Genomic DNA, 25552 nt, shown 5'->3' on the forward strand with positions numbered 1-25552 from the left:
CTGTTTTGGACATGTTAATCATCAATTAGTGAATAAACATTTATTTATAAGATCTATCCGTACTTTCAGATTAAATCTATAAGGCTGGATCAACTAAATAATGACTGTTAGTACTAATAAAAACACTATTTTTAATTCCTCCATGGACTTCACCTGTAACTCCATGGTGCCCGAAAACCAGATATGAAACAGATTAGATGAAAGACAACATTATTCTGATCAGAATCAGAATGTCTGGTCTTTAGCGGACTCGACATCCCAAGAGAGGATAAAAAACAGAATATTGAGGATCCTTTCTCGCAGGGAGCAGCAAGTCATTGATGCATTTTTTTTGAGTTAATTCAAAATGGCATCAGCGACTGGAAAAATCACTTTTAAACTTTTAGATAGTAAAATTATGAACAAAAATAACAATACCGATAATATGATTGACCTAAAAGGGGTGTTCTTTTCCCTGCTCGCGCAATGGAAGCTCATCCTGCTATGTGGTTTGCTCAGCCTGATTGTAGTGCTGCTTTACCTACGTACCGCAGCAATTAACTATAAGGTTGATGCAATCGTCCAGGTCGAAGAAAGTAGAGGCTCATCAGCTGCTTTACTTGGCAGTCTGTCCAGCATTGTGAGTCAGATGTCTTCATCCAATGCCGAGATTGAGGTTTTAAAATCACGTACGATTCTCGAATCCGTAATTGACCGTTTAAATCTGGATCTGCATATTGCCAGCACTGAAGACTCTTTTATCAACCGTTTGATTCAAGGCAGAACTTCTCAAACTGAATATCAGACCGAAACTGTACGCTTTAAAGATGGTCAAAAAAGCTTCGATATCCGTCAGTTTGAAGTCCCTGTAGCCTATCTGGATAAAAATTTGCTGCTGAAATTTCAACAACATAGCTTTAGCCTGATCAATCCACTGACCGAAGAAATCGTCTTTCAAGGCGCACTAAACCAGCCGGTTGAGGCTAAAGCTGTACAGGGCGACTGGAAAATTGCCATCTTTACTCAAGATAATCTCGATAACAGCTATCAGGTGAAAAAGCTCTCATTGCCTTCAGCGATCGATTCTATTCTCGCCAATTATACAATTACAGAAAAAGGTGATCTGAGCGGTGTTCTACAACTTCGCTATCAGGGTCAAGATAAACAGCACATTACTAAAGTCCTGAATACGATTTTAGCAGTTTACAGCCAGCATAATATTACACGCCGTTCAACAGACACTGCACGAACACTGGCTTTCCTGGATGAACAATTGCCGGATTTAAGGAAACAGCTTGATGATGCAGAGTTTGCCTTCAATCGCTTCCGCCAAAAATATAATACTGTGGATATCACCAGAGAATCAGAATTATATTTAAATCAGAGCGTGAATTTAGAATCACAAAGAGCCCTACTTGAACAGCGACAGGCGGAAATAGGTGCCAAGTATGCAGCTGCCCATCCAGCCATGCGTGAAATTACCGCCCAACTTCGCGTAGTGAATGGCAAGATTCGTGAATTGAATTCAACACTTAAAAATATTCCAGAGATTCAACGCCAGTATTTACAACTGTCTCGTGACGTTGAAGTGAAACAGCAACTGTATACTAATCTGGTAAATTCTTATCAGCAACTGCGTGTTGCTAAAGCAGGTGAAAGCGGTAATGTTCATATTATTGATACCGCACTTGAACCAGTTGACCAGATTCAACAGAAACAGCCACTGATTTTATTTTTAACCTTCTGCTTTGGTATTTTCCTGGGCATCCTGGTGGCGTTGTTCCGTAACATGCTACGTTCTGGTGTGAAAGATAGCAGTCAGATCGAATACCAGCTGGATCTTCCAGTCTATGCCAATATCGCGCACTCTACTGTTCAGAAGCCCGGCCTGAAATTACTGAAAAAGAAAAAAATGCCTTTCTTATTGGCATTGAAACACAGTGATGATATGGCAGTTGAAAGCTTAAGAAGCATTCGTACAGCGAGCCACTTTGCTCTGACTCAGGCCAAAAACAATATCATGATGATTTCAGGTCCAGCACCAAAAGTTGGAAAATCTTTTGTTGCCAGCAATCTGGCCGTCATCATGGCAGAGAAAAATAAGCGTGTACTGATCATTGATGCGGACCTGCGCCGTGGTCATATACACAAATATTTTAATCTGGATATCCAGTATGGATTAACTGAATATCTGAATGAACACGTGTCTTTGGATAAAGTGGTACAAACCACCAATGTGCCGAACTTAAATGTCATTAGCTGTGGTGAAAATGCAACTAATCCAGCTGAGCTTCTGAATTCAGAACGCTTCCAGGAGTTGTTGCAAAAACTGATTCCACACTATGACCATATTATTATTGATACTCCACCGGTACTGGCTGTTACGGATGCGATCATTGTTTCCCGATACGTCGGACTTAATCTGGTTGTAGCACGCTATGCAAAAACCCAGATGAAGGAACTGGCACTTACAGTAAACCGCTTTAAACAGGCTGGCAGTACTGTCAATGGTCTGATCCTGAACGATATCCAGCGTTCAGCAGGTGGCAGCTATAGCTATGATTATACATATAGTTATAAGCCGAAAGCCAAAACCAGCTAATCTAATAGCTCCTAAAAAAAACCAGCAATCATTGCTGGTTTTTTCTTTTTTGAGTCGTACCAAATGCAGGTATTCACTTGCTAAAAAACCACCCGTTCTACAAGATTTCTTAAAATTTTCTGCTAAGATGGACTGAACCTCAACGATAACATTAGATTGGACAAATACATGAGTAAGGCCTTACCGATTGCCGTCGCTGTTCTTTTAGGCGGTGCCGCGCTAGTACCTGTTTACTATGCAACTCAAAACCCTGCTACTCAAACTACAAAAGCATCTAAAGATGCCTCTGCTGTCTCTAAAATCAGCTATGCACTCGGTTATGAAGTGGCGCATCAGACTCCTCCTGAGCTGGACATTAACAGTTTTGTGACCGGTGTACGTGAAGGACATGCGCGTTCTGCACCTGCCTATACGGAAGAAGAATTACAGGCAGCTTATGAGCAGTTCCAGAAAGAAATGCAACAAAAGCAGCTTGATAGTGCAAAACAGGCTCAAGCTTCAAGTGATACTTTCCTGACTGAAAATGCGAAAAAAGCAGGTATTAAAACAACTGCTTCCGGCTTACAGTACCAAGTCACGAAAGAAGGTACAGGTAAACAGCCAAAAGCCTCTTCAATTGTGAAAGTACATTACACTGGTAAACTGGTAGATGGCACTGTATTTGACAGTTCAGTAGAACGCGGTGAACCGATCGAGTTTCCATTAAATCAAGTCATTCCAGGCTGGACTGAAGGTCTGCAGCTGATGAAAGAAGGCGGTAAGGCAACTCTATATATTCCGTCAAATCTGGGTTATGGTGAACAGGGTGTCCCTGGTACGATTCCTCCGCATAGCACTTTGATTTTTGATGTGGAATTAATCGAAGTAAAATAATACAAATAGGGAGAGCGACCAGCTCTCCTTTATTTTTGAGAATTGATAATGAAAATACAAATCAGTTTAATGGTTTTGCTGCTCAGTTCAGGCAGCCTTTTTGCTAAAGAGATCAATAATACAAGTAGTGAAGCTGAGAAGATTGGTTACAGCTTTGGTTATCTGATGGGTCGCAGTAATGCAGACACTTTAAAGGATCTTGATTTAGATGCATTTAGCCAGGGCTTAAAGACAGCCGCTGCTGGACAAAAATCCAGTTTAAGCGATGAAGAAATGACCCAAGTGCTGACTCAGTATAAACGTCAAAGTGATGCCAAAGAACTGATTGTGCTGAAGCAGAAAGCTGAAGAAAATGCCAAAGCTGGCAAAGCATTCTTGCAGGAAAATGCGAAAAAGCCAGGCGTTAAAACTACCAAATCTGGTCTGCAATACCTGGTACTGAAAGAAGGTAAAGGGAAATCACCAAGTGCTAACAGTAATGTTCGTGTGCATTATGAAGGTCGCCTGATTGATGGTACCGTTTTTGACAGTTCGATTGCCCGCCAGCAGCCAGTCGATTTCCGTACCACCCAAGTGATTACTGGCTGGACAGAAGGCTTACAGCTGATGAAAGTCGGTGCTAAATACCGCTTCTTTATCCCCGCTGATCTGGCCTATGGACAGATTGGTTCGGGAGATATCATTGAACCAAATAGTACCCTGATTTTTGATATCGAATTACTGGAAATTATTAAATAAAAATTCCTTTAATTGTAAAAGTTAAAAAGAGAGGCAAATTATTTGCCTCTCTTTTTTTGTACTGATGAGAAACGAATTAGTTGGCGGTTTTCATGTATATTCATAGCAGTTTTGCTATTTTATAGTTTAATCAAAATATTCAACAACAATAGAGGACTTCAGCATGGCAGCAATCAAGACCCGCGAAATTCAATATACTGCGCAGGATGGCAGCACTTTGATTGGTTATTTTGCCGCACCGGAAACTGATGCACCTGTAGCCGGTGTTATCGTGGCACCCGAATGGTGGGGCCGCAATGACTATACTGAACAGCGTGCCCGTGAACTGGCGGAACATGGGTATGCCGCGCTGGCAATTGATATGTATGGTGACAAGAAAGTAACCACCAGCTCTGATCAGGCCTATCAATGGATGATGCAGACGTTTGAAGATCCGGACACTATCGTGAACCGTGCGAAAGCTGCTTTAGATACTTTGGCGGCACAGGATGAAGTCAATCCGGAAAAACTGGCTGCGATTGGTTTCTGCTACGGTGGTAAAGTGGCTCTGGATCTGGCTCGCTCAAATGCACCGTTAAAAGCTGTGGCTACTTTCCATGCCAACCTGTCTCCTAAAGCACCTGCACAGGAAGGCCAGGTACAGGCAGAAATTCTGGTCCTACATGGCGAAAAGGACAGTATGGTGAGCCTGGATGATGTCGCCAGCTTTAAAGAAGAAATGCAGGCGGCTAAGGTCGAGCATAATGTGATTGTATTTGAAAATGCCAAGCATGGATTCAGTAACCCGCTGGCGGATGAGCGCGCCAAGGCCAATGGTGTCGATCTGGGCTACAATGCTGAAGCAGAGAAACAAAGTTTGGCTGCCATGTATGAATTACTAGCACGACAACTCGCCTAATAACAGATAAATTGATCCGGCTCATGATCGAGCTGGGTCATACATGAAAAAAATAAATTCAATGAAAGGAGCCAATATCATGACTGAAAATAACTGCCCGTACTGTAATTTTGACGAATACGATATTCTGGCTAAAAATGATTTTGCTGTCGTGTTACCTGAACCCAACTCCCTGTCCAAAGGACATTATGTAGTTACTCCATTACGTCATGTGGCGTCATTTTTTGAAATCACAGATAAAGAACGTAAGAGCATGATGTCCTTACTTGAACAGGCTCGTAATGAATTGCAATTACGCTATCAGCCTTCCGGTTTTCATGTCGGGTTTAATGATGGCGAAGTATTTCAGGAAAAATCAGAACATTTACACATTCATATTATCCCACGTTATGAAGGCAAGGTATTAAAGCTGGATGCACGCTGGGGCATTGAAGAATAAGAATTTAAATTTTTTTCCCGAGTGAATGCTTTTCGAAGTGTTCACTTGTCCCTTCCATTTATTCATTTTTACTCTTTTTCAGTCTTGCTGTTTTAGCAGACTTTTCATCTTTTAGCTGGGTCTCTTCAGTTATACTAGGCCTCGTTTTCCAGTTTGTTCTATCTTCATGTTTGTATTTTCAGATGCCCTTTTAGAATGGTTTGATGTGCATGGCCGTCATGATTTGCCGTGGCAAGTGGCTGATGATCCCTATAAGGTCTGGGTCTCTGAAATCATGCTACAGCAGACTCAGGTCAAAACCGTGCTGCAATATTTTGAGCGGTTTATTCAACGTTTTCCGACAGTACAGGACTTAGGTACAGCTTCTTGGGATGAAGTCGCACCCTATTGGGCTGGGCTGGGCTATTATGCTCGTGCCCGCAATTTGCATAAGGCAGCCGGTATTGTAGCAAGGCAGGGGCATTTCCCGACGAGCCTGGAAGAATGGATCGCTCTGCCCGGCATTGGCCGCTCAACCGCGGGAGCCTTAATGTCTTTGGGTTTACGTCAGTACGGCGTGATCATGGATGGTAATGTCAAACGGGTGCTGGCACGATTTTTTGCGATCGAAGATGATCTGTCTAAACCGGTTCATGAACGTGCCTTGTGGGAGCTTGCTGAACAGCTTTGCCCGGTTGAACGGAATCATGACTATACCCAGGCGATTATGGATCTCGGTGCGACCGTCTGTACTCCGAAAAAGCCTTTATGCCTGTATTGTCCAATGCAGCAACATTGCAAGGCACATCAACAGGGTCTGGAAAATGAATTGCCCTTTAAAAAAGCCAAAAAGCCGGTACCGGTCAAAGCAGCTCAAGTGCTGTTGATCCAGTCAGGTGATGAATGGCTATGGCAGCAACGTCCTAATAGTGGTCTTTGGGGCGGGCTTTGGTGTCTGCCAATTATTGAAGACACTCATACATTTGAACAATTGTGCCAGCAACTCGGTCTGAAAAATCTCGTACAAAAGGCCCAGATCAGCCACAGTTTCACCCATTTTACCTGGCAGCTTGAAGCCATGGTTTTTGCAGTCGATGCAGATCAGCAGGAACATCTGGCGATTGAGTTACAGGGCTTCTGGATGAACCCGGAAACTGCGGTCAATGCAGGTATTCCAACCGCCATGAAAAAATTGATTTCTACCGTAAATTTATGACATAGTCTGGAACAAGAAGAATCATATTGGCCTCATTTAAGGATAAATATTTTGCGCCATTCTCTTGCGTTTGTCGGGCTTTCTTTGGTGATGTTATTTCTGGTGGCGTGTAGTAGCGCACCGAAACATCCTTCTGCGGTTCAGCTTAATCCGGCACTGGTCAAAAAACTGAATCATATGCGTATGCCCTCTTCTCTGCCGATTCCGGTAGATCGGGTTCAGGCTCGTGAATTGAAAGATACTTGGGGAGCTTCGCGTAGTAGTGGCCGTTTGCATGAGGGCATTGATATTCTGGCTCCACGTGGAACCAAGGTTCGTAGTGCGACGCCTGGTCTGATCGCGGATTTACGGAATAACAATTTGGGTGGTAAAGTAGTCTGGATTCTGGGTCCAGGTGGTGCCTGGCATTATTATGCACATCTGGATGGTCATAAGCGTGGCCTGAAAGTTGGTGACTATGTCAAAAAGGGCGATGTCATTGGTTATGTCGGTAATACTGGCAATGCCCGGCATACTGCGCCACATCTGCATTATGGTCTCTATTTAAATGGTAAGGGCCGTGGTGTTGTTAACCCTTATCCATATTTACGTTAATTTTAGGAAGTTTACATGTCAGAAGCGTTGATCAACCGTCTGGTCGAATTTGCTGAATCAGGCAATCAACAGAAAATCGTGCTCAATGGCCAGACCTATCAGGGCTGGATCATGGAAATTACCGAAGAGGCGCTTCTGATCAGTACTGGTTATGCCGATAAAAGTGGTAAGGATATGTGGATCCAGTTCAGTGATCTGCAGCAGGCAGAACTCTCCTACTGGGACAATCAGCAAGATCAGTGGACGACATTTAAATTATAAGATAATCAAAAAAGGAGCATCTCTTGACGATCCAACGCTGTGGCTGGTGCTCTGATGATTCTCTGTATACTGCTTACCATGATCAGGAATGGGGACAGGCGCTGCATGATGAAAAACGCCTATTTGAAATGCTGTGTCTGGAAGGCCAACAGGCCGGTTTAGCCTGGATTACCGTACTCAGAAAACGTGAATCTTATCGCAAACATTTCTTTCAATATTCGATTGAAACGATTGCTTCTTTTACAGATGAGCAACTCACCGCAAAACTGCAAGATGCTAGTCTAATCCGGCATATCGGTAAACTAACTGCGATTCGTGATAATGCCCGGACCTGGCAACAGCTTAAATCTCAAGAAATTGATGTGGTCACATGGTTGTGGTCCTTTGCCCAGCAGCCCCGGTTAAATAATGATGTTGCAGATTATCGTCAGGCTCCAGCACAAACCATTGAAAGCCAGAACATGTCCAAAGCCTTAAAAAAAGCAGGCTTTAAGTTTGTCGGTCCTACGATCTGTTATGCCTTTATGCAGGCAGTTGGCATGGTCGATGACCATGAAAATCACTGTCACTTTAAAACAATATCCTCCCATTCAAATAAGAGCTGAATCTATGTCCACTAATACTATTCAAGCCTATGCCGCAATGTCTGCCGGTGCTGCTCTGGAACCTTATCAATTTGATGCAGGTGAACTTCAGCCGCATCAGGTCGAAGTGAAAGTTGAATACTGCGGCCTATGCCATTCTGATATTTCAGTACTCAATAATGACTGGGGATCTTCAGTATATCCTGTGGTGGCCGGACATGAAGTCATTGGAACCATTACACAACTGGGTTCTGAAGCCAAAGGTCTAAAAGTAGGTCAACGTGTCGGTATTGGCTGGACTGCGGAAAGCTGCCAACATTGCGATCCTTGTATTTCAGGCCAGCAAGTGCTGTGTACCGGTGGTCAGGTTGCAACCATCGTCGGTCATGCAGGCGGTTTTGCAGATAAAGTCCGTGCTGGCTGGCAATGGGCAATTCCCTTACCCGAAGATCTGGACCCAGAAAGTGCTGGCCCCCTGCTCTGTGGCGGGATTACTGTATTTGACCCGATTCTGAAACATCAGATTCAGGCCATTCACCACGTCGGTGTCATTGGTATTGGCGGTTTGGGACATATGGCGATCAAGCTGTTGAAAGCGTGGGGTTGTGAAATTACCGCCTTTACTTCAAATCTGGATAAAACCGATGAGCTGAAAGCTATGGGTGCAGACCATGTAGTGAATAGTCGTGACCCAGCAGCGCTTAAACCGCTTCGTGGTAAATTTGACCTATTAATGAGTACTGTCAATGTCACACTAGACTGGCAGGCTTATTTATCAACACTGGCACCAAATGGTACTGTACATATGCTGGGCTTACCATTGGAACCCATGCAAATTTCTGCAGGTTCACTGATTGGTGGTGCTAAATCTGTGACTGGCTCGCCGACAGGTTCACCAGCAGCTTTACGTCAATTACTAAAATTTGCGGCACGTAAAAATATTGCGCCACAGATTGAACTGTTCCCCATGTCGGAAATTAATGCGGCGATTGAACGTCTGCACTCAGGCAAAGCCCGTTACCGGATTGTACTGAAAGCCGATTTCTAATTTGTACCAATCATCAGTAAATCTAGATCTGCCCTAGCATCATGTTAGGACAGATTTTTTTTTGGCTGTATTTGCAAATAATTGGTTTATAAATATTTAGCCAGCTTCTGAGCTAGAAATTCAATAAATAGATGTACCCGTTTAGGCAGATGCTCCTGACGGTAATAGACCGCATGAATTTTTTGATAATGTAGCTCAATCTGGTCTTCAAATAACGCCTGTAAACGACCCGCCTGCAAATCGTCCTCGACCAGAAAGCGTGACAGACAAGTAATACCCACCCCATATAAAGCCAATTGACGAACCGTTTCCCCATTGGGTGCTCTAATCTTTGGCTTTACAATGATAGGTTCGCCATCCAGCCGAATCGGCCAGGTGTTCAAATGCGTAGGCTGACTAAATCCCAGCAAAGTGTGCTCCGATAAATCTGCCACTGATTGCGATCTGCCCTTTTGCTGTAAATATTCAGGGCTGGCCACAATATACAAACGACTGCGGCATAATAATCTGGCATGCAGGCTGGAATCATGCAGTTCTCCAAAGCGGATCGCGACATCGGTTTTATGTTCCAGCAGATCAATCACCTGATCATGATTATTTAGTTCAATTTCGATGTGGGGATAACGCTGCATAAATTCCTGAATTAGCGGCACGATTACATGCAGTACAAAAGGTGTCGCTGAATCGACCCGAATCAATCCTGAAGTATCACTATCTGATTTCAGTAAGGCATCTTCAGCTTCTGCCAGATCATTGAGAATTTTGCGCGCCTTTTCTAGAAATAGCTGGCCTTCTTGAGTCAGTTTCAGCTTACGTGTGGTTCTTTCTAAAAGAGTAACATTTAACTTATTTTCCAGACGTTGCAATGCCCGACTGACACCCGAAGTGGTTTGTCCCAAACGCTCTGCCGCCATGACAATAGAACCACTATCCACAATAGTGACAAAAGCCTGTAATTCTTCAATCGTCGATTTCATTTGTCACTCTTTTATTGATTTTCGGTCAATAATATTTTGCAAATTCAGCTATTTTTTCGCAACAATAAAAAGCACAAAATACTCAACATCGAAAATACTTAAAGATTAAAGCTATGAATATTGTTCCTCAATTTGGTGTCGGTACCTTTCGCCTGTCTGGACAGACCGTCATTGATTCAGTCAAAACAGCCCTGGAAGTCGGTTATCGCGCCGTAGATACGGCACAGATTTATGCCAATGAAGCGGAAGTGGGTCAGGCTATTGCAGAAAGCCAAGTTAATCGTAACGAGCTATTCATTACCACCAAAATCTGGACAGATCATTACGCACCAGACAAATTAATTCCAAGCCTCAAAGAGAGTCTGCATAAATTGCGTACCGATGCAGTTAATCTGACGCTCATTCACTGGCCTGCACCTCGCTTAGGCGTTCAAATTCCTGAGCTGATGCAGACTTTATTAGAAGCCAAACAGCAAGGTCTGACTGAGCATATCGGTGTGTCCAATTTCAATATTGAGCTGACCCAACAAGCCATTGATACGATTGGTCTGGAGCATATCGCAACTAACCAGATTGAACTGAGTCCTTATCTGCAAAATCAGCGTCTGGTCAGTTTCCTACAATCTCAGAAGATTGATGTCACCTCTTATATGACACTAGCTTATGGCAAAGTGCTGAATGATCCTGTCCTGCAAGGAATTGCTGCACAGCATCAGGCTTCGACTGCACAAATTGCACTGGCTTGGGCCTTGCAAAAAGGTTTTGCTGTGATTCCTTCTTCAACCAAACGTGAACATCTGCTTGCCAATCTGGCAGCGCAGGAGATACAACTGTCTCAAGAAGAAATGGCTTTGATCAGCACCTTGGAGCGCAATGGCCGCGAAGTTGATCCGGAACAACTGGCACCCCTCTGGGACTAAGCAGAAACCATGAAAGTTAATTTTCCTTTGCTTGCACTGGCGGTTGGCGCCTTTGCAATTGGTACCACTGAATTCTCTCCTATGGGTTTTCTGCCAGAAATCGCTCGTGATCTGGAGATTTCGATTCCTCGTGCCGGGATGCTAATCAGTGCCTATGCTTTAGGTGTGATGTTGGGTGCACCGCTAATGACCCTCTGGTTAAGCCGTTATTCTAAACGTAAGTCTCTCATTTTACTGATGGCGATTTTTACGATTGGTAATATTCTGGCGACATTAACGCCTAATTATCTGGGGCTGATGGGGGCACGCATCATTACCAGCCTGAACCATGGTGCTTTCTTCGGGATTGGTTCGGTTGTCGCGGCCAGTGTCGTTCCGAAAGATAAACAGGCCAGCGCTGTAGCCATGATGTTTATGGGCCTGACCATTGCCAATATTGGCGGGGTGCCACTGGCAACCTGGATAGGACAACATATCGGCTGGCGTATGGCTTTTCTGGGTATTTCCCTGCTTGGTGTGCTGACCATGTTCTCCCTATGGAAAGCCTTACCAGAAGGCCAAAGCAGTCAGAAACCGGATGTAAGGCAGGAGCTGCAAGTCCTGACCCGCCTGCCTGTTGTTTTAGCTTTATTGACTACCGTGATGAGTGCGGGGGCCATGTTTGCCCTATACACTTATATTGCGCCAAGTCTGCAAAGCTTTACTCAAGCCTCACCGGCATTAATTACCCTAATGCTTGTGCTGATTGGAGTAGGTTTCTCGATTGGTAATCATCTGGGTGGCAAGTTTGCAGATCTATCCTTAGATAAAACCCTGATTGGCTTTTTAATCTTGCTTATGCTGATGATGCTGCTCTTCCCGATTCTGGCAAGCACGGCTCTTGGCGCAGGTCTGGCATTAATCATCTGGGGTGCTGCTGCCTTTGCCGTGGTCCCACCTTTACAGATGCGAGTCATGTCCGTGGCTTATGATGCGCCTGGACTGGCCTCTTCAGTAAATATTGGTGCCTTTAACCTCGGGAATGCTTTGGGTGCGATTGCGGGTGCCAGTGTGCTAAATCTGGGACTTAGCTATAGTGCGGTTTCATTTGCCGGTGCTGGGCTCAGTGCTGTTGCTTTGCTTCTGGTCGTGATTCAAATGAAACTGGTTCCACAGCAAGAGACTCCTGCGCAGCAATGCTCTTAAAATTTCCTTCATCAAAAAGTCCGCCTGATGCGGACTTTTTTATTGGCTATTTAGCGTAAAGCTTCAGGTAACACAGGCGTTGTCACAGGTTTAGCCAGTTCGGTTTTCATCTTTTGCAGCATCTGATAAGGCTGCTGCTGCACAAACATATTCACAAAGGTTAAAGGAATCGAACCTTCAGGATTGGCATAACCATAAGTCGATACCTTGACCTTGTTATTGGCCAGTTTCTGGAAGGTCCAGTCTCCCTGATAATCAGTCAAACGTACATAATTCGGATTTAGGGCATACCCAGTCTGAATTGCTTTATTCTTGATGATGATCTGACCATTGGCATCCTTGATCATTTTGCCTTGCACGATCAAATCACGATCTTTTAAAGGAAATGGAAAATCCAGCACCATATACAAGGTGAAATCGCCTTTTTTATCATCACGGGATAGCACCTTGATACTACCCATATAAGGCACCCATTTCACTGCATGATCAACATCCAGAATCAGAGAAACGGCATTCTCAATCGGGACATTGTAGGTGGTTTCGGCTTTATAGAGAAAAACGGGATTACGCTCATCCTGATAGGTCCAGACTTTAATATTATTTTTATTAATGCTGAGCTTGGCATTCTGCACAGAGGTCGACTGTGCTGTAGCGGCAAAGGCTACAGCACACGCCATTAATATTAATTTCTTCATTCCATTGTCATCTTATTTTAGTTTTAAGTTATTTTTATATAGGATTTTGACGAAAATTTATACTTAAATATCGTTAAAACCAAGTACATCCTTCATGTCATATTTACGTGCATCACGACCAACGACCCAAGCTGCTGCACGTACGGCACCCGCTGCAAAGTTCATACGGTTGGTTGCTTTATGCGTAATTTCAACACGCTCGCCTTCGCCAATAAACATTGCAGTATGTTCACCGACAATATCACCGCCACGAATGGTCTGAAAACCAATGCTTTTACGTTCACGAGGACCCGTATGCCCTTCACGATGATACACCGCATCTTTTTTCAGATCACGACCCAGTGCTCCAGCAATCGCTTCACCCATCATAAGAGCTGTACCTGATGGCGCATCTACCTTATGACGGTGATGTGCTTCGATCACTTCAATATCGACCGTATCACCAAAGACTTTAGAGGCAAGTTCTAGCAGTTTGATCGAAACGTTCACACCAACCGAATAGTTCGCTGCATAGACCACTGGAGTTTCTTTTGCAGATTCATCCAGATAAGCTTTTTGTTCGTCATTCATACCAGTCGTACCAATCACGATCGCAACGCCATTTTCACGGCAGATTTTAAGATGATTTACCGTCGCAGCAGGCGCAGTAAAGTCGATCACTACGTCACAGTCTTTAACTACTTCTTCAAGATGGCCGACAACCTTTACACCCAGGCTCCCTACACCAGCCAGTTCACCGGCATCTGCGCCAATCAATGAGCTTTCAGGGCGCTCAACAGCTGCTGCCAATTGGTAACCGGCTTCTTTCACCGCCTGAATAAGGATGCGTCCCATACGGCCGCCTGCACCTAAAATCCCAATGCGTGGTGTCGCTGACATAACATAGTCCTGATGTTGATTCGAAATTGCTCTTACTATAGCAAAACTCGCTCATAACACTAAGATTGATCGCATAAAAATCAATGAAAAGAATTAAAGAAGGTCATGAGGGATTTTGATATGCAGTCCATATCAACAATAGTTTATGGACGAGTAAAAAGAAAAATAATTCCATTAGAGGAATAATGATTAAATAGTTAGTCAGAGATAAACTCATTTAAAGAAAAATTCTAGTTAATAAGAATTAGATTTTAATTTTAAATAATTGAATTTAATAAGATAAAAAATATTTTTCCATGGTACGTATGATCTTGATTTTTCATATTCAGATTATTTGTATTTAAGGGAAATATATTGAAACTCCAATTTGACCACCTCAGCAATATAAGTATTACTGATATTATTGAATTAAATACCCATTATCGCGTACTGAGGCATATGCCTTTAGCGCATGGCATTATTTTAGATGAAGCGCGATGGATTGTTTGAGTAAATGAAAGTATAAATCCATACTTTTTTAAATTTAGGAATGTTTAAGGATCAAGCATCAAGTAGTTGACCAACTTCCAAGCTGGTATATCCACGTTCTTTAAAGATCAAAATAATCGCTTTTTTATAATCTTCACAAATAGATGTTTTATATTTAGTGATGAGTTGAATCTCGGAATTCAGCTCCAGGTCATTTTTTAAGGTCAAAACTTCGGTAGAGATCTTATTAAAAATCTTTAAATTAAACATACAGGCACCTGTTATCAGTTGTAGCGGCCCGACTACAACAAATACCTGCCTTAGCTCAGCTAGACACCCTTGGTCGCAAGGATTACAAATTAGAAAAAGTTCTGCAAGTTTTGAGGAATTGACAGATTAAATAACCGTCTAAATCATTCTTATTTAGCAAGATTGTCGGCCTAAAAATTAATTTTATATATCAATTTCTTAATAATCTCATGTTTGCTAAAAATTTAATAGGAACCAGTTTTTGTAACAATTCTTTTAATATTTCAGATTATTCATAATATTTTATTAGTCAAATGAATAGAGAGATCATTAATTCAGGATTTTCATATCCTGATGATGAGGTCTTAAAAGACAAAGTATTTTTTCTATCTGGCAAAGGTAAAACCAGACTCTTTGTACGCTTTGGCTCACATCAATCTCGGCCTTTTGCTGCTATCCAGAATACTGGAAGTTTCCTATGATGAATTCATCAGGAACAGGAAGTTCCAAACAAGAATAACAATAGATCAGCAGAAGGACAGTAAGGTACGACAGGAGTTATACTGAGCGAACCCATACGAAAAACCCCGGCAGGATGCTGGGGTTTTTCTTTTAGTATTTAAATTAAATTTCATCCTTTAAATGTGCAAATATGTGACATACATCACATTAACAAATCCATTTTCTTATATATTTTGCCACTTGCTCAATTTTATGAGATTAATGATTAATCTTATATTTCAGTTATTTAAATAACATCAAACTACATTAGTAAACATAAGTACACACAAAAAAACATCAATATTTACATTTTATGTCAACATTTTTGCCAAGTGTACTGAGTAGTACACTATTTTTAATACAAGGAAATTTATATGAAATTAGTTCAATTAACTTTTGCCGGGGTAGCGTTAATTGCTGCATCACAAACTTTTGCTGCTGAAGAAGTAGCACAAACAGCTCCTGCTGCAACTGAAACAGCTGCGTCTGAAGTTCAAGCTGCTGAAGCACCTGCAAGCGAAGCTCAAGCAACTGAAGCTCAATAATATGACAGGATTTATATTTCTCTGCGTGAGGGGTATAAATCCTTCTTAAAAAGCCAATATCATTAAAAGAATAATTTTCTCATTATTTTTATCTAATAATTAACTTATACATCTTTTCCGAATTTAAGCTATAAAAAAGGACGCCTGAGCGTCCTTTTTTATCTATCCAGATCAGTCAAACAACCGATCAAAGAAAGATTTTTTCTTTGGAGAAGACTGGCTGCCCTCATCTTCCATGGTCGCTTGCAACTCTTTCAACAGTTCACGTTGACGTGCAGTCAGGTTCACTGGTGTTTCTACAACAACACGGCAAAGCAGATCACCTTGCATGGTTGAACGTACTGGTTTCACGCCCTTACCACGTAGGCGGAACAGTTTACCGGTTTGCGTACCTTCAGGAATTTTCAGGCTGACACGACCATCTAATGTCGGAATCTGAACTTCTTTACCCAAAGCTGCATCCGCAATTGAAATTGGCACATCCATATACAGATCTGCACCGTCACGCTGGAAGATTTCGTGTTCACGTACCACGACTTCAACGTATAGATCACCTGATTGGCCATCACGAATCGCTTCACCTTTACCAGTCAAGCGTACGCGGTCGCCATTGTCCACCCCGGCTGGGATAGTAACTTCTAGGGTTTGCTGACGGTCAGATACACCTGATCCATGACATTTATTACATGGGTTCTTAATGATCTTGCCCTGGCCACGACAGGTACTACAGGTTTGCTGTACCGAGAAGAAACCTTGCTGCATACGTACTTGGCCGGCACCATGACAGGTTGGACAGGTTTCAACATCGTTCGGATTTTTAGAACCTTTACCATCACAGGCGTCACATGGTGCTGGTGCAGTAAAAGTAATGGTTTTCTTAACGCCTTTGACTGCTTCTTCAAGCGTCAATTCCATCACATAGCGTAAGTCTGAACCACGGCGTTGACGTTGCTGGCCACGGCCCCCCCCACCAAAGGCTCCACCGAAAATATCCCCAAACTGGCTGAAAATATCTTCCGCACTGAAACCACCGAAGCCGCCAGCACCACCGCCCATACCACCTTCAAAGGCTTGATGGCCCATACGGTCGTACATGCTGCGTTTTTCGCTGTCTGACAGAACTTCATACGCTTCTGAAGCTTCTTTAAACTTCTCTTCAGCTTCAGGATTGTCCGGGTTACGGTCTGGATGATATTTCATCGCCAACTTACGGTAGGCTTTTTTAATTTCATCATCACTAGCGGTTTTAGAGACGCCCAAAACCTCATAATAATCACGTTTAGCCATGTCTGGCGATGCTCCTCACGGAATTCTATTTAATATTGACTGTGGTCTAAAATTGGGGTTAAACCCAGCTTTACAAGGGGAATTCTGAAAAAAAATTGAAAGCTTAGAATACGGCTTTGTTTTGAGAAAATTTGAAGATACCTTTGAACCAGGCATTAATGAGGAAAATAATGGCAATAAAGCTGAATACTACACCTGCGACTGTGCAGGCTTTCACCCAAAGCTGGCTATCCCAGGCGAAGAAAAATAATGGAATGAACCAGAGCGCTGCAAAAATCGCGAGTACTGAATAAATTACAATATTACGCATGATCCAGAGTGCCTGTGCCTGTAACCAGACTTCAGCATAATCAATCTGGGTCACCTTACGTGCATACCAGTAGGCGAATATGCCGCTTACCACTGTAAACAAAGCAAAAAACATGAAGACATAAGCCATCGCCACGGAACGTCGCATCTTGGTGAGTGTGTCTTGAGTCATGTTTAGTCAACCTTAGTGTGCGGCCCAGCACAAGCGAGTTCCGCAGCAGTATGTCTTTTTTGAATTATTAAAAAATCAGGTACTACTATATTGAAATTTTCAATATTTCGCACCTGAAATTATGACAAATTTAAACAGAATTTAAACTTTTTTTCACTTTAAACCATTGTGCATATAAGGCTGGCAGGAAAAACAGTGTTAATAGCGTTGCCACGATCAATCCTCCCATAATGGCAACCGCCATTGGTCCGAAGAAAATGCTTCTGGATAAAGGAATCATGGCCAGAACGGCAGCCAGTGCAGTCAGGACAATCGGACGGCAACGGCGCACTGTGGCATTGATAATTGCATTCCATTGCGACTCACCGGCCTGAATATCCTGTTCAATCTGGTCAATGAGAATCAACGAGTTACGCATGATCATGCCTGACAAAGCAATCGTGCCTAGCATGGCCACAAAGCCAAAAGGTTTATTGAAAATTAACAGGAATAAGACCACGCCAATAATGCCCAATGGCGCCGTTAGGAAGACAATAAAGGCACGTGAAATACTTCTAAGCTGGATCATCAGCAAAGTCATCACCACCGCTAAAAATAAAGGCATACCCGCATTTACTGAATTCTGCCCACGCGCAGATTCTTCGACTGTTCCGCCTACTTCAATCAGATAGCTACTTGGCATTTCTGATCTGAGCTGCTCAAGTTGATCTTTCAGCTCGTTGACCACGGTTGCCGGTTGCAGTTGTGTCCGGATATCAGCCCTTACGGTAATGGTCGGCAAGCGATTCCGATGCCAGATCAGGCCTTCTTCAAAGCTATATTCGATCTTGGCAATCTGGGCCAGAGGAACTGAACTCCCATTCGTGGTCGGTACTGCCAGACTACTCAGTGAACCGACATCGACACGTTCAGCCTGATCACCCCGTAAGCGGATCTCAATCAGCTCACGTTTCTCACGGTACTGATCAATCGCAGTTCCAGAAATTGAGCTATTCAGGAAATTGGCCAAATCGCTACTGCTTACTCCCAACTGACGGGCACGATCCTGATCGATATCCAGTTTAATCACTTTACTTGGCTCGCCCCAGTCCAGATGCACATTGGTAGTATTCGGATTATCTCCGACCGTTGCTGCAACTTTCTGTGCCCATTGACGGACTAATCCCAGGTCTTCACCCGATACTCGGAACTGTAATGGATAGCCGACGGGTGGGCCATTTTCCAGCAGAGATACGCGGGTACGGGCTTCTGGTAACAGCACCCGAATCTGGTCGCTTAAGGATTTACGGATTTCATTGCGGTCTTCAAGTGATGAAGCCAATACCACAAACTGGGCAAAGCTGGCTTGCGGCAATTGCTGGTCTAATGGCAAATAGAAACGCGGTGAGCCGGTACCGACATAGACCACATAGTTATCAATCCCCTCCTGTTTGGACAGGAAGTTTTCAACTTTTTTCACCGCAGCCTCAGTCGCTTTTAATGAAGCGCCCTCTTCCAGTTTCAGATCTACCAGAATTTCGGCACGGTTCGATGGCGGGAAGAATTGTTTTGGCACCAGATTAAACATCAAAATGGATAGCACAAAAATCCCGACAGTCGCCGCGATGACCGTTTTACGGTAGGTAACACAGATATTCACCCAACGGCGAAAGCCCTGATAGAACTTGGTTTGATAAGGATCATGATGTTCACCGGCATGATGCACCAGCGGCTCCGGTTCAGGGCGTTTGCCTAAACGCGCCCAGAGACGTTGATACCATGGTGCTCTCTGCACCAGATCTTTATTGAAATCTGGCAGGAGTTTGTCACCCAGATAAGGCACAAACAGAACTGCGGCAATCCAAGATACTAATAACGCCAGCGTCACCACCTGGAAAATCGAGCGGGTATATTCCCCGGTACTGGATGCTGCTGTCGCAATCGGCAGGAAACCGGCAGCAGTAATCAGTGTTCCGGTCAGCATTGGAAAAGCAGTCGTCCGCCAGGCATGACCTGCCGCCTGTAAGCGGCTAAAACCCTGCTCCATTTTGATTGCCATCATTTCAATGGCAATGATTGCGTCATCCACTAGAAGGCCAAGTGCCAGAATCAGGGCACCCAGAGAAATCTTATGCAGACCAACATCAAACAGTTGCATCCCGGCAAAGGTCATCGCCAGTACCAGTGGAATCGAGAACGCCACCACCAGACCGGTACGAAAACCGAGTGAGAAAAAACTCACCAAGAGAACAATAATCACGGCCTCGGCCAGAACTTTCATAAATTCATTAATACTGCGTTTCACCGCTACCGGCTGATCTGAAACTTTTTGCAGATCCATTCCTAAAGGCAAAGTTTTCTGCAAACGGGCAAATTCCTGTTCCAGATTTTTACCCAAGGCAATGATGTCACCGCCTTTACGCATCGATACGGCAATACCGATGCCATTTTCGCCCATAAAGCGCATACGCGGTTGTGCCGGATCGGTAAAGCCGCGATAAACCTCCGCCACATCACCAAGCTGGATGGTCTTGCCATTCACCAGTAAAGGTAGTTGCTGCAGTTCTTCGACATTATTCAGCGCACCACTGACCCGCACCTGAATCCGGTCAGAACGGGTTTCAAAAAAGCCCGCCTGAGTCATGGCATTTTGCTGCTGCAGTGCCTGCTGAATGGCAGTCACTGGAATACCCAACTGGGTGGCTTTGGTGTTGGAGATTTCGATCCAAATTTTCTGGTCTTGGAGTCCAATCAGTTCAACTTTGGCAACATCCTTGACCCGTTGCAACTGTAACTGTAAACGGTCTGCATATTCTTTAAGCGTCGCATAATCAAAGTCATTGCCTTTAATGACATAGATGTTACCAAAGGTATCGCCGAACTCATCATTGAAGAATGGACCTTGTACGCCTTGCGGCAATTCATGCCGAATATCATTGATTTTCTTACGGACGTTATACCAGACATCCGCGACATCCTTGGAAGCCAAGGAATCCTTGGCAATAAAAGTCACCATGGATTCCCCCGGACGGGAATAGGCCATGATCCGGTCATACTGTCCGGTAGTCATCAACTCTTTTTCAATCCGGTCGGTGACCTGTAAGGACATTTCTTTAGCACTGGCACCCGGCCAGTAGGTCTGGATTACCATCACCTTAAAGGTAAACGGCGGATCCTCACTTTGTGACAGTTTGGAATAGGATACGATGCCCACCAAACCGAGCAGGATCATGAAATACAGTACCAGACCTTTATTCTTTAAGGCCCATTCAGACAGGTTAAAGTTCATATTTAACTCCCTGCCTGAATTTTCACACTACGGTTTTCACGGTCAATCGGATTGATTTTTTGCTGGTCACGCAGCAGATGCACCCCACCAATCACCACATAATCATCAGCCTTTAACCCACTGAGAACTGGTACAGAATCACGGCCATAAGCACCCAGCTGAACCGGCACTTTGCGGATGGTATGATCCGGCTTGACTACCATCACATAGGCCTGCTGATCGGTCGCTGAAACGCTGGATAAAGGAACGCTAAGGACATTGTCCTGACTGTTCTGGAAGAATACCCGGGCACTCTGACCAAGCTGAATCTGGCTGTTCCCTTCGCGTAAAGCCACTTTCACCCGGAAGGTACGCGATTGATCTGCTGCTGGTGAAATCTCACGAACAAAGGCAGCAAATTTTTCATTCGGTTTGGACCATAAAGTAACCCAGGCCGGCTGACCAGTTTTAATTTTGGAAATTGCCTGTTCAGGAACCCCAATCACAACTTCACGCTCACCGGCTATCGCCAGTTCAAAGGCGGCCTGCCCTGCTGCAACGACCTGACCAATTTCGATATTGCGTGCAGTAATCACTCCATTTTTATTGGCAATGAGCTGGTTATAAGCGGTCTGGTTTTTGGCCGTATCATAATTAGACTGGGCCTGTTTCAGATTTGACGCGGCTGCCTTGTATTGATTTTCAATCACATCATATTGTGAACGGCTCACGGCATTGGTTGGTAACAGCTGCTTGAAACGCTGTAATTCATCCTGAGCAATTTTACTGGCCGATTGGGCACTTTCCAGCTGGGCACGTGCTGCATTTAATTGAAGTTGAGCATCTTTCACATCTAGGGTCGCCAAGACCTGCCCCACTTTTACCTGATCGCCCACATCGACAAAGCGCTGGGTGACCTGCCCGCCTACCCGGAATGCCAGTGCTGTTTGCTGATGTGCCTGGACATCACCGGCATAGCTTTTCAATTCCTGATGTGAAGTTTTCGGTGTGGTCACCATGACAAATGGAACTTCCTGTTCTGCTGCAGCGCTGTCCTTGCTACATCCTGAGAAAGCCATACTGCATAGGACGATCATACCAGCCAGTGCGCTCTGTATCGTGCTCATTATTGTTCGCTCTTATCTAATCATCATTTTTAGGGCAAAATAGGTAGATATATAAATTGCTTATTTTTTAATTAATATACCACCCGGTACACTAATTAGGATTCTGCAGTTAAAACAATGACCATATTGATTTTTTTTGGATGAAATTGTGCAAATACCGGTTGGACGGCCCAAGGATCTGGAGAAACGCCAGCGTATTCTGAACGCAGCGAAACAGCTGTTTTTACAGCATGGTTATCATGGTTCCAGCATGAACCAGATTGCGCTGGAAGCCGGGGTGACCAAACTCACTGTCTATAATCATTTTCAGGATAAGGCCACGCTGTTTAGCTGTGCGGTTGAAGAAACCTGTGAGGCAATTTTGCAGGAATCTCCTAAAGTTCTGCAGCCTGATAGTGATTTTCAGCAGGAGCTATATCAGATCTGTCTGCGCTCATTCAATATTGCCAATCTGCCGGAAGCTCTCAAACTGGACCTGCTCATCATGCAACTGGCCTATGAAAAAAATCCGTTGGCGGAACGTTTTTATACAGCCTCACATATCAAGCTGAATCAGGCCTGGCATGATTTCTTTGAGCAGGCGCAGCAACATCAATTTATCCAGACTGATGATCCGCAGCATCAGACCGAACTGATGGTGTCCTTACTGTTAGGTATGCGACATCACAAAGTCTTACTGGATTTAAGCCCGTTACCTGACATGCAGCAACGCCATCAGATCATTCAGCAGGCCATCGAGATCTTTATGCTGAAATATGCAATTTCCCGTTAAATTTCTTCTATCTGGCCTGATCCTTGCAACAGCGTAAGGACTAAAATTCATCCAATTATCAACAAATGATATTCAACTTTTGTCTGCAAAAGACTTGGATTGTCATGCAGTCGGGGTATAGTCAAAGGAAGAATCGGAGGGATATAAAAAATGGTTCAACAGATTGATGCACCTCTACGCGAAGACGTACGTTTACTGGGTAATTTGCTGGGAGAAACCCTGAAGTTACATGCGGGGCAAGATTTGTTTAATCAGGTCGAGCAAATTCGGGCCTTATCGAAAGGCGCTCGCGATGGACAGGTGGAAGCAGAAAAACAGCTGGAACAATTATTCCTGACTTTAGAAGATCATGAAATCCTGCCATTGACCCGTGCCTTCACCCATTTCTTAAACTTTGCCAATATTGCCGAACAGTACCATGTGGTACGTCGTCGCCGTCAAAGCGAATTTGAGGAAACTACAGAATCTCCAAATCCTCTGGTTCCTTTATTTGAAAAATTCAAACAGCAAGAAATTTCTGCAGAAACCTTATATCAGCAAATCTGTGAATTAAAGATTGAACTGGTGCTGACCGCACATCCAACAGAAGTCAGTCGACGCACCCTGATCCAAAAATATGATGGCATCAATAATGCCCTGTCCAAATTTGACCAGCAGAAACTGACCCCACGTGAACGTCAGACAGTTTTGGCTGACTTAAAACAGCTCATCAGTTCTGCCTGGCAAACTGATGAAATCCGTCAACATCGCCCAACCCCGGTGGATGAAGCCAAATGGGGCTTTACGACAATCGAACAGACCCTCTGGAATGCGGTTCCTAAATTCATCCGTGAGCTGAACGGCATGGTTGAGGAACAATGTGGCCAGACTTTGCCACTAGATGTTGCTCCGGTACGTTTCGCTTCCTGGATGGGGGGTGACCGGGATGGCAACCCGAATGTGACGCATAATGTGACTCAGGAAGTATTGTGGTTGTCGCGCTGGAAAGCAGCTGATCTGTATCTGCGTGATATTGAAAACCTGCGCTGGGAACTTTCTATTCAGCAATGCAGCGATGAAATTACACAGGCGTTAGGCCATCAACATCCTGAACCCTACCGTGAATATTTACGCGATATCCGTGAACGTCTAAAAATCACCCGTGCCTGGCTGGCTGAAAAACTGCATGGCAAAGATGCGGATGATAGTCGGGTGATTAAAAGTAAAGATGAGTTATTAAAACCTTTACTGACCTGCTATCGCTCATTGATGGCGTGCAATCTGGCAGAACTTGCCAATAGCAGTCTGCTGGACCTGATTTACCGGGTGAACTGTTTCGGCATTGAACTTCTCAAACTGGATATTCGCCAGGAATCTGGTCGTCATCGTCAGGCCATTTCAGCCATTACTGAATATCTGGGTCTGGGTAATTTTGAAACCTGGACTGAACAGGCCCGTCAAAACTTCCTGTTGCAGGAACTGCAAAGTAAACGGCCTCTACTACCTAAACACCTGAATGAACCAGCGGGTAGCCTGATTGAACATCCGGATGTGCAGGAAGTGTTTACCACCATGCGCACATTGGCCGAACAGCCAAGTGAGTCTCTGGGTGCCTATATTATTTCCATGGCCGAATACCCAAGTGATGTGCTGGCTGTCTTGCTGCTGCAAAAAGAAGCTGGGATTAAACAGCCTTTACGGGTAGTACCTTTATTTGAAACCTTAAAAGATCTCGACGGCGCTGCTGACACCATGTCGACACTCTTTAATATGCACTGGTACAAACAGCATATTCAGGGTAAGCATGAAGTCATGATTGGTTATTCGGATTCGGCCAAAGATGCCGGCTTTATGTCAGCCAACTGGGCACAGTACCGTGCGCAGGAAGAACTGACCGCAGTTGCTAAACAGCATGGTATCCAGCTGACCCTGTTCCATGGTCGTGGCGGTTCGATCAGCCGCGGCGGTGCACCCACCCAGCAAGCCTTGTTCTCGCAACCACCAGGCTCTATTTCAGGCGCTATTCGGGTGACTGAACAGGGTGAAATGATCCGCTTTAAATTCGGTCTGGAAGAAATCGCACTACAAAATCTGGAAATTTATACAGCGGCGACGCTGGAAGCGACTTTATTACCGCCACCTGAACCAAAACCGGAATGGCGTGATCTGATGCATAAAATGACTGATCTATCAGTACAAGTCTATCGTCAGACGGTACGTGAAAATCCGCATTTCGTAAAATACCTGCGTACCGTGACCCCAGAACTGGAACTGCAAATGCTGCCGCTTGGTTCACGTCCTGCCAAACGTAAGGTCAGCGGTGGAATTGAATCCTTGCGTGCTATTCCCTGGGTCTTCGCCTGGACCCAGATCCGTTTGATGTTACCGGCTTGGCTGGGTACCGGTGCCGCATTAAATGAGGTACTGGATCAAGGGCAACGTACAATTCTGGATGAGATGCTAACCGAATGGCCTTATTTCCAGACCTTAATTGATATGCTGGAAATGGTGCTGTCCAAAGCAGACAGCAATGTCGCGCTCTATTACGAATCACATCTGACTCAGGATGAAGACCTGAAAGAGCTCGGCACGGAACTGCGTCAACGCTTGCAAGATGCCATCCAGACCCTACTCACTTTAAAAGATGAATCAAAACTGCTGAGCAGTAATGGTGTCTTGGACCAGTCCATGACCGTGCGTAAACCTTATCTGTTACCGCTCCATTTACTGCAAGCCGAATTGATGAAACGTCGTCGATTATATCTGGAACAGCAGCAGGCTGAACACACGCCAGTCGATCATGCCCTAATGGTGAGTATTGCCGGTATTGCCGCCGGTTTACGAAATACCGGTTGATTTTTTCCCTTCCATTTAAAGCACATCTACACGATGTGCTTTTTTATTGATCAGTCAATAGCCAAAAAAAGCTTTATTTATATATCAAATTGAAATTACTTATAGAAGTTGAATATGAATTGTCCGGGAATTAATCCACTGATTTAACTTTAGTTTTGATTTAAAAAACTTTT

At 44.2% G+C, this 25552-nt stretch carries 23 protein-coding genes; 15 read left to right on the forward strand and 8 right to left on the reverse strand.

The window, feature by feature from the left end:
• Positions 1-397: 397 nt before the first annotated feature.
• From FTV13_RS11575 to FTV13_RS11620, 10 genes are all read left to right on the forward strand, one after another.
• Positions 398-2581, forward strand: coding sequence for a polysaccharide biosynthesis tyrosine autokinase (locus tag FTV13_RS11575; RefSeq protein ID WP_180012111.1), 2184 nt, complete (start codon positions 398-400; stop codon positions 2579-2581).
• A 168-nt stretch (positions 2582-2749) separates the two neighbouring features.
• Complete coding sequence (locus FTV13_RS11580) at positions 2750-3454, forward strand: FKBP-type peptidyl-prolyl cis-trans isomerase (RefSeq protein ID WP_125279709.1); 705 nt, start codon at positions 2750-2752, stop codon at positions 3452-3454.
• Positions 3455-3502: 48 nt separating this feature from the next.
• Positions 3503-4192, forward strand: coding sequence for an FKBP-type peptidyl-prolyl cis-trans isomerase (locus FTV13_RS11585; protein ID WP_005233205.1), 690 nt, complete (start codon positions 3503-3505; stop codon positions 4190-4192).
• 163 nt (positions 4193-4355) lie between these two features.
• Positions 4356-5090 carry a dienelactone hydrolase family protein gene (locus FTV13_RS11590; protein ID WP_005233204.1) on the forward strand — a complete coding sequence of 245 codons (735 nt, stop codon included), beginning with the start codon at positions 4356-4358 and terminating at the stop codon, positions 5088-5090.
• Positions 5091-5169: 79 nt separating this feature from the next.
• A complete protein-coding gene (locus tag FTV13_RS11595) occupies positions 5170-5529 on the forward strand; it encodes an HIT family protein (RefSeq protein ID WP_005233203.1) in 360 nt (119 codons plus the stop codon).
• 166 nt (positions 5530-5695) lie between these two features.
• On the forward strand, positions 5696-6724 hold the full coding sequence (gene mutY, locus FTV13_RS11600) for an A/G-specific adenine glycosylase (protein WP_218946466.1): 1029 nt from the start codon (positions 5696-5698) through the stop codon (positions 6722-6724).
• 90 nt (positions 6725-6814) lie between these two features.
• A complete protein-coding gene (locus FTV13_RS11605) occupies positions 6815-7318 on the forward strand; it encodes a M23 family metallopeptidase (protein ID WP_171431287.1) in 504 nt (167 codons plus the stop codon).
• Positions 7319-7333: 15 nt separating this feature from the next.
• Positions 7334-7579: a hypothetical protein gene (locus tag FTV13_RS11610; protein WP_004780440.1), complete on the forward strand. Its 246-nt coding sequence runs from the start codon at positions 7334-7336 to the stop codon at positions 7577-7579.
• Positions 7580-7602: 23 nt separating this feature from the next.
• Positions 7603-8184: a DNA-3-methyladenine glycosylase I gene (locus tag FTV13_RS11615; protein WP_180012113.1), complete on the forward strand. Its 582-nt coding sequence runs from the start codon at positions 7603-7605 to the stop codon at positions 8182-8184.
• Between the two features lie 4 nt (positions 8185-8188).
• Positions 8189-9211, forward strand: coding sequence for an NAD(P)-dependent alcohol dehydrogenase (locus tag FTV13_RS11620; protein ID WP_166135373.1), 1023 nt, complete (start codon positions 8189-8191; stop codon positions 9209-9211).
• A gap of 86 nt (positions 9212-9297) precedes the next feature.
• Here FTV13_RS11620 and FTV13_RS11625 read toward each other — a convergent pair whose 3' ends face one another.
• Entirely contained in the window at positions 9298-10188 is an 891-nt protein-coding gene (locus tag FTV13_RS11625) for a LysR family transcriptional regulator (RefSeq protein ID WP_180012115.1), read from the reverse strand.
• A gap of 113 nt (positions 10189-10301) precedes the next feature.
• Here FTV13_RS11625 and dkgB point away from each other — a divergent pair, with 113 nt between their 5' ends.
• Both dkgB and FTV13_RS11635 read left to right on the forward strand, forming a co-directional pair.
• Positions 10302-11108, forward strand: coding sequence for a 2,5-didehydrogluconate reductase DkgB (dkgB, locus tag FTV13_RS11630; RefSeq protein WP_180012117.1), 807 nt, complete (start codon positions 10302-10304; stop codon positions 11106-11108).
• Positions 11109-11117: 9 nt separating this feature from the next.
• Positions 11118-12293, forward strand: a complete 1176-nt coding sequence (locus tag FTV13_RS11635) for an MFS transporter (protein WP_180012119.1) — start codon at positions 11118-11120, stop codon at positions 12291-12293.
• A gap of 50 nt (positions 12294-12343) precedes the next feature.
• On the opposite strand, the gene FTV13_RS11640 is transcribed toward FTV13_RS11635, so the two are convergent.
• The 3 genes from FTV13_RS11640 to FTV13_RS11650 all read right to left on the reverse strand — a co-directional run bounded on the left by FTV13_RS11640 (position 12344) and on the right by FTV13_RS11650 (position 14605).
• The gene (locus FTV13_RS11640; RefSeq protein ID WP_175966481.1) at positions 12344-12988 is read right to left on the reverse strand and encodes an START domain-containing protein; all 645 of its coding nucleotides are present in this window, start codon (positions 12986-12988) and stop codon (positions 12344-12346) included.
• A 63-nt stretch (positions 12989-13051) separates the two neighbouring features.
• Entirely contained in the window at positions 13052-13867 is an 816-nt protein-coding gene (gene dapB / locus FTV13_RS11645) for a 4-hydroxy-tetrahydrodipicolinate reductase (protein WP_180012121.1), read from the reverse strand.
• A 540-nt stretch (positions 13868-14407) separates the two neighbouring features.
• The gene (locus tag FTV13_RS11650) at positions 14408-14605 is read right to left on the reverse strand and encodes a hypothetical protein (RefSeq protein WP_104426834.1); all 198 of its coding nucleotides are present in this window, start codon (positions 14603-14605) and stop codon (positions 14408-14410) included.
• 854 nt (positions 14606-15459) lie between these two features.
• Between FTV13_RS11650 and FTV13_RS11655 the strand changes: the two genes are divergently transcribed.
• The gene (locus FTV13_RS11655; protein WP_171505624.1) at positions 15460-15630 is read left to right on the forward strand and encodes a hypothetical protein; all 171 of its coding nucleotides are present in this window, start codon (positions 15460-15462) and stop codon (positions 15628-15630) included.
• A 171-nt stretch (positions 15631-15801) separates the two neighbouring features.
• Here the strand turns inward: FTV13_RS11655 and dnaJ are convergent, their stop codons facing one another.
• The 4 genes from dnaJ to FTV13_RS11675 all read right to left on the reverse strand — a co-directional run bounded on the left by dnaJ (position 15802) and on the right by FTV13_RS11675 (position 21772).
• Positions 15802-16917, reverse strand: coding sequence for a molecular chaperone DnaJ (gene dnaJ, locus FTV13_RS11660; protein ID WP_034703346.1), 1116 nt, complete (start codon positions 16915-16917; stop codon positions 15802-15804).
• Positions 16918-17020: 103 nt separating this feature from the next.
• The gene (locus tag FTV13_RS11665) at positions 17021-17398 is read right to left on the reverse strand and encodes a hypothetical protein (RefSeq protein WP_104426832.1); all 378 of its coding nucleotides are present in this window, start codon (positions 17396-17398) and stop codon (positions 17021-17023) included.
• 130 nt (positions 17399-17528) lie between these two features.
• On the reverse strand, positions 17529-20666 hold the full coding sequence (locus FTV13_RS11670) for an efflux RND transporter permease subunit (RefSeq protein WP_180012123.1): 3138 nt from the start codon (positions 20664-20666) through the stop codon (positions 17529-17531).
• A 2-nt stretch (positions 20667-20668) separates the two neighbouring features.
• Positions 20669-21772, reverse strand: coding sequence for an efflux RND transporter periplasmic adaptor subunit (locus FTV13_RS11675; protein WP_180012125.1), 1104 nt, complete (start codon positions 21770-21772; stop codon positions 20669-20671).
• A 148-nt stretch (positions 21773-21920) separates the two neighbouring features.
• Between FTV13_RS11675 and FTV13_RS11680 the strand changes: the two genes are divergently transcribed.
• Positions 21921-22544, forward strand: a complete 624-nt coding sequence (locus FTV13_RS11680; RefSeq protein WP_180012127.1) for a TetR/AcrR family transcriptional regulator — start codon at positions 21921-21923, stop codon at positions 22542-22544.
• Positions 22545-22694: 150 nt separating this feature from the next.
• Positions 22695-25379 (forward strand): phosphoenolpyruvate carboxylase, encoded by a 2685-nt coding sequence (gene ppc, locus FTV13_RS11685; protein WP_166137404.1) that lies wholly within the window; start codon positions 22695-22697, stop codon positions 25377-25379.
• The last annotated feature ends 173 nt before the right edge of the window (positions 25380-25552 follow it).

Origin of the sequence: Acinetobacter sp. YH12235 (genome assembly GCF_013417705.1) — a bacterium.
Taxonomy (GTDB): Bacteria; Pseudomonadota; Gammaproteobacteria; order Pseudomonadales; family Moraxellaceae; genus Acinetobacter.

Bases quoted from the DNA above. Each gene is read 5' to 3' on its own strand.
- FTV13_RS11575 (WP_180012111.1), top strand. From the start codon at position 398: ATGAACAAAAATAACAATACCGATAATATGATTGACCTAAAAGGGGTG.
- FTV13_RS11580 (WP_125279709.1), top strand. From the start codon at position 2,750: ATGAGTAAGGCCTTACCGATTGCCGTCGCTGTTCTTTTAGGCGGTGCC.
- FTV13_RS11585 (WP_005233205.1), top strand. From the start codon at position 3,503: ATGAAAATACAAATCAGTTTAATGGTTTTGCTGCTCAGTTCAGGCAGC.
- FTV13_RS11590 (WP_005233204.1), top strand. From the start codon at position 4,356: ATGGCAGCAATCAAGACCCGCGAAATTCAATATACTGCGCAGGATGGC.
- FTV13_RS11595 (WP_005233203.1), top strand. From the start codon at position 5,170: ATGACTGAAAATAACTGCCCGTACTGTAATTTTGACGAATACGATATT.
- mutY (WP_218946466.1), top strand. From the start codon at position 5,696: ATGTTTGTATTTTCAGATGCCCTTTTAGAATGGTTTGATGTGCATGGC.
- FTV13_RS11605 (WP_171431287.1), top strand. From the start codon at position 6,815: ATGTTATTTCTGGTGGCGTGTAGTAGCGCACCGAAACATCCTTCTGCG.
- FTV13_RS11610 (WP_004780440.1), top strand. From the start codon at position 7,334: ATGTCAGAAGCGTTGATCAACCGTCTGGTCGAATTTGCTGAATCAGGC.
- FTV13_RS11620 (WP_166135373.1), top strand. From the start codon at position 8,189: ATGTCCACTAATACTATTCAAGCCTATGCCGCAATGTCTGCCGGTGCT.
- FTV13_RS11625 (WP_180012115.1), bottom strand. From the start codon at position 10,188: ATGAAATCGACGATTGAAGAATTACAGGCTTTTGTCACTATTGTGGAT.
- dkgB (WP_180012117.1), top strand. From the start codon at position 10,302: ATGAATATTGTTCCTCAATTTGGTGTCGGTACCTTTCGCCTGTCTGGA.
- FTV13_RS11635 (WP_180012119.1), top strand. From the start codon at position 11,118: ATGAAAGTTAATTTTCCTTTGCTTGCACTGGCGGTTGGCGCCTTTGCA.
- FTV13_RS11640 (WP_175966481.1), bottom strand. From the start codon at position 12,988: ATGAAGAAATTAATATTAATGGCGTGTGCTGTAGCCTTTGCCGCTACA.
- dapB (WP_180012121.1), bottom strand. From the start codon at position 13,867: ATGTCAGCGACACCACGCATTGGGATTTTAGGTGCAGGCGGCCGTATG.
- FTV13_RS11650 (WP_104426834.1), bottom strand. From the start codon at position 14,605: ATGTTTAATTTAAAGATTTTTAATAAGATCTCTACCGAAGTTTTGACC.
- FTV13_RS11655 (WP_171505624.1), top strand. From the start codon at position 15,460: ATGAAATTAGTTCAATTAACTTTTGCCGGGGTAGCGTTAATTGCTGCA.
- dnaJ (WP_034703346.1), bottom strand. From the start codon at position 16,917: ATGGCTAAACGTGATTATTATGAGGTTTTGGGCGTCTCTAAAACCGCT.
- FTV13_RS11665 (WP_104426832.1), bottom strand. From the start codon at position 17,398: ATGACTCAAGACACACTCACCAAGATGCGACGTTCCGTGGCGATGGCT.
- FTV13_RS11670 (WP_180012123.1), bottom strand. From the start codon at position 20,666: ATGAACTTTAACCTGTCTGAATGGGCCTTAAAGAATAAAGGTCTGGTA.
- FTV13_RS11675 (WP_180012125.1), bottom strand. From the start codon at position 21,772: ATGAGCACGATACAGAGCGCACTGGCTGGTATGATCGTCCTATGCAGT.
- ppc (WP_166137404.1), top strand. From the start codon at position 22,695: ATGGTTCAACAGATTGATGCACCTCTACGCGAAGACGTACGTTTACTG.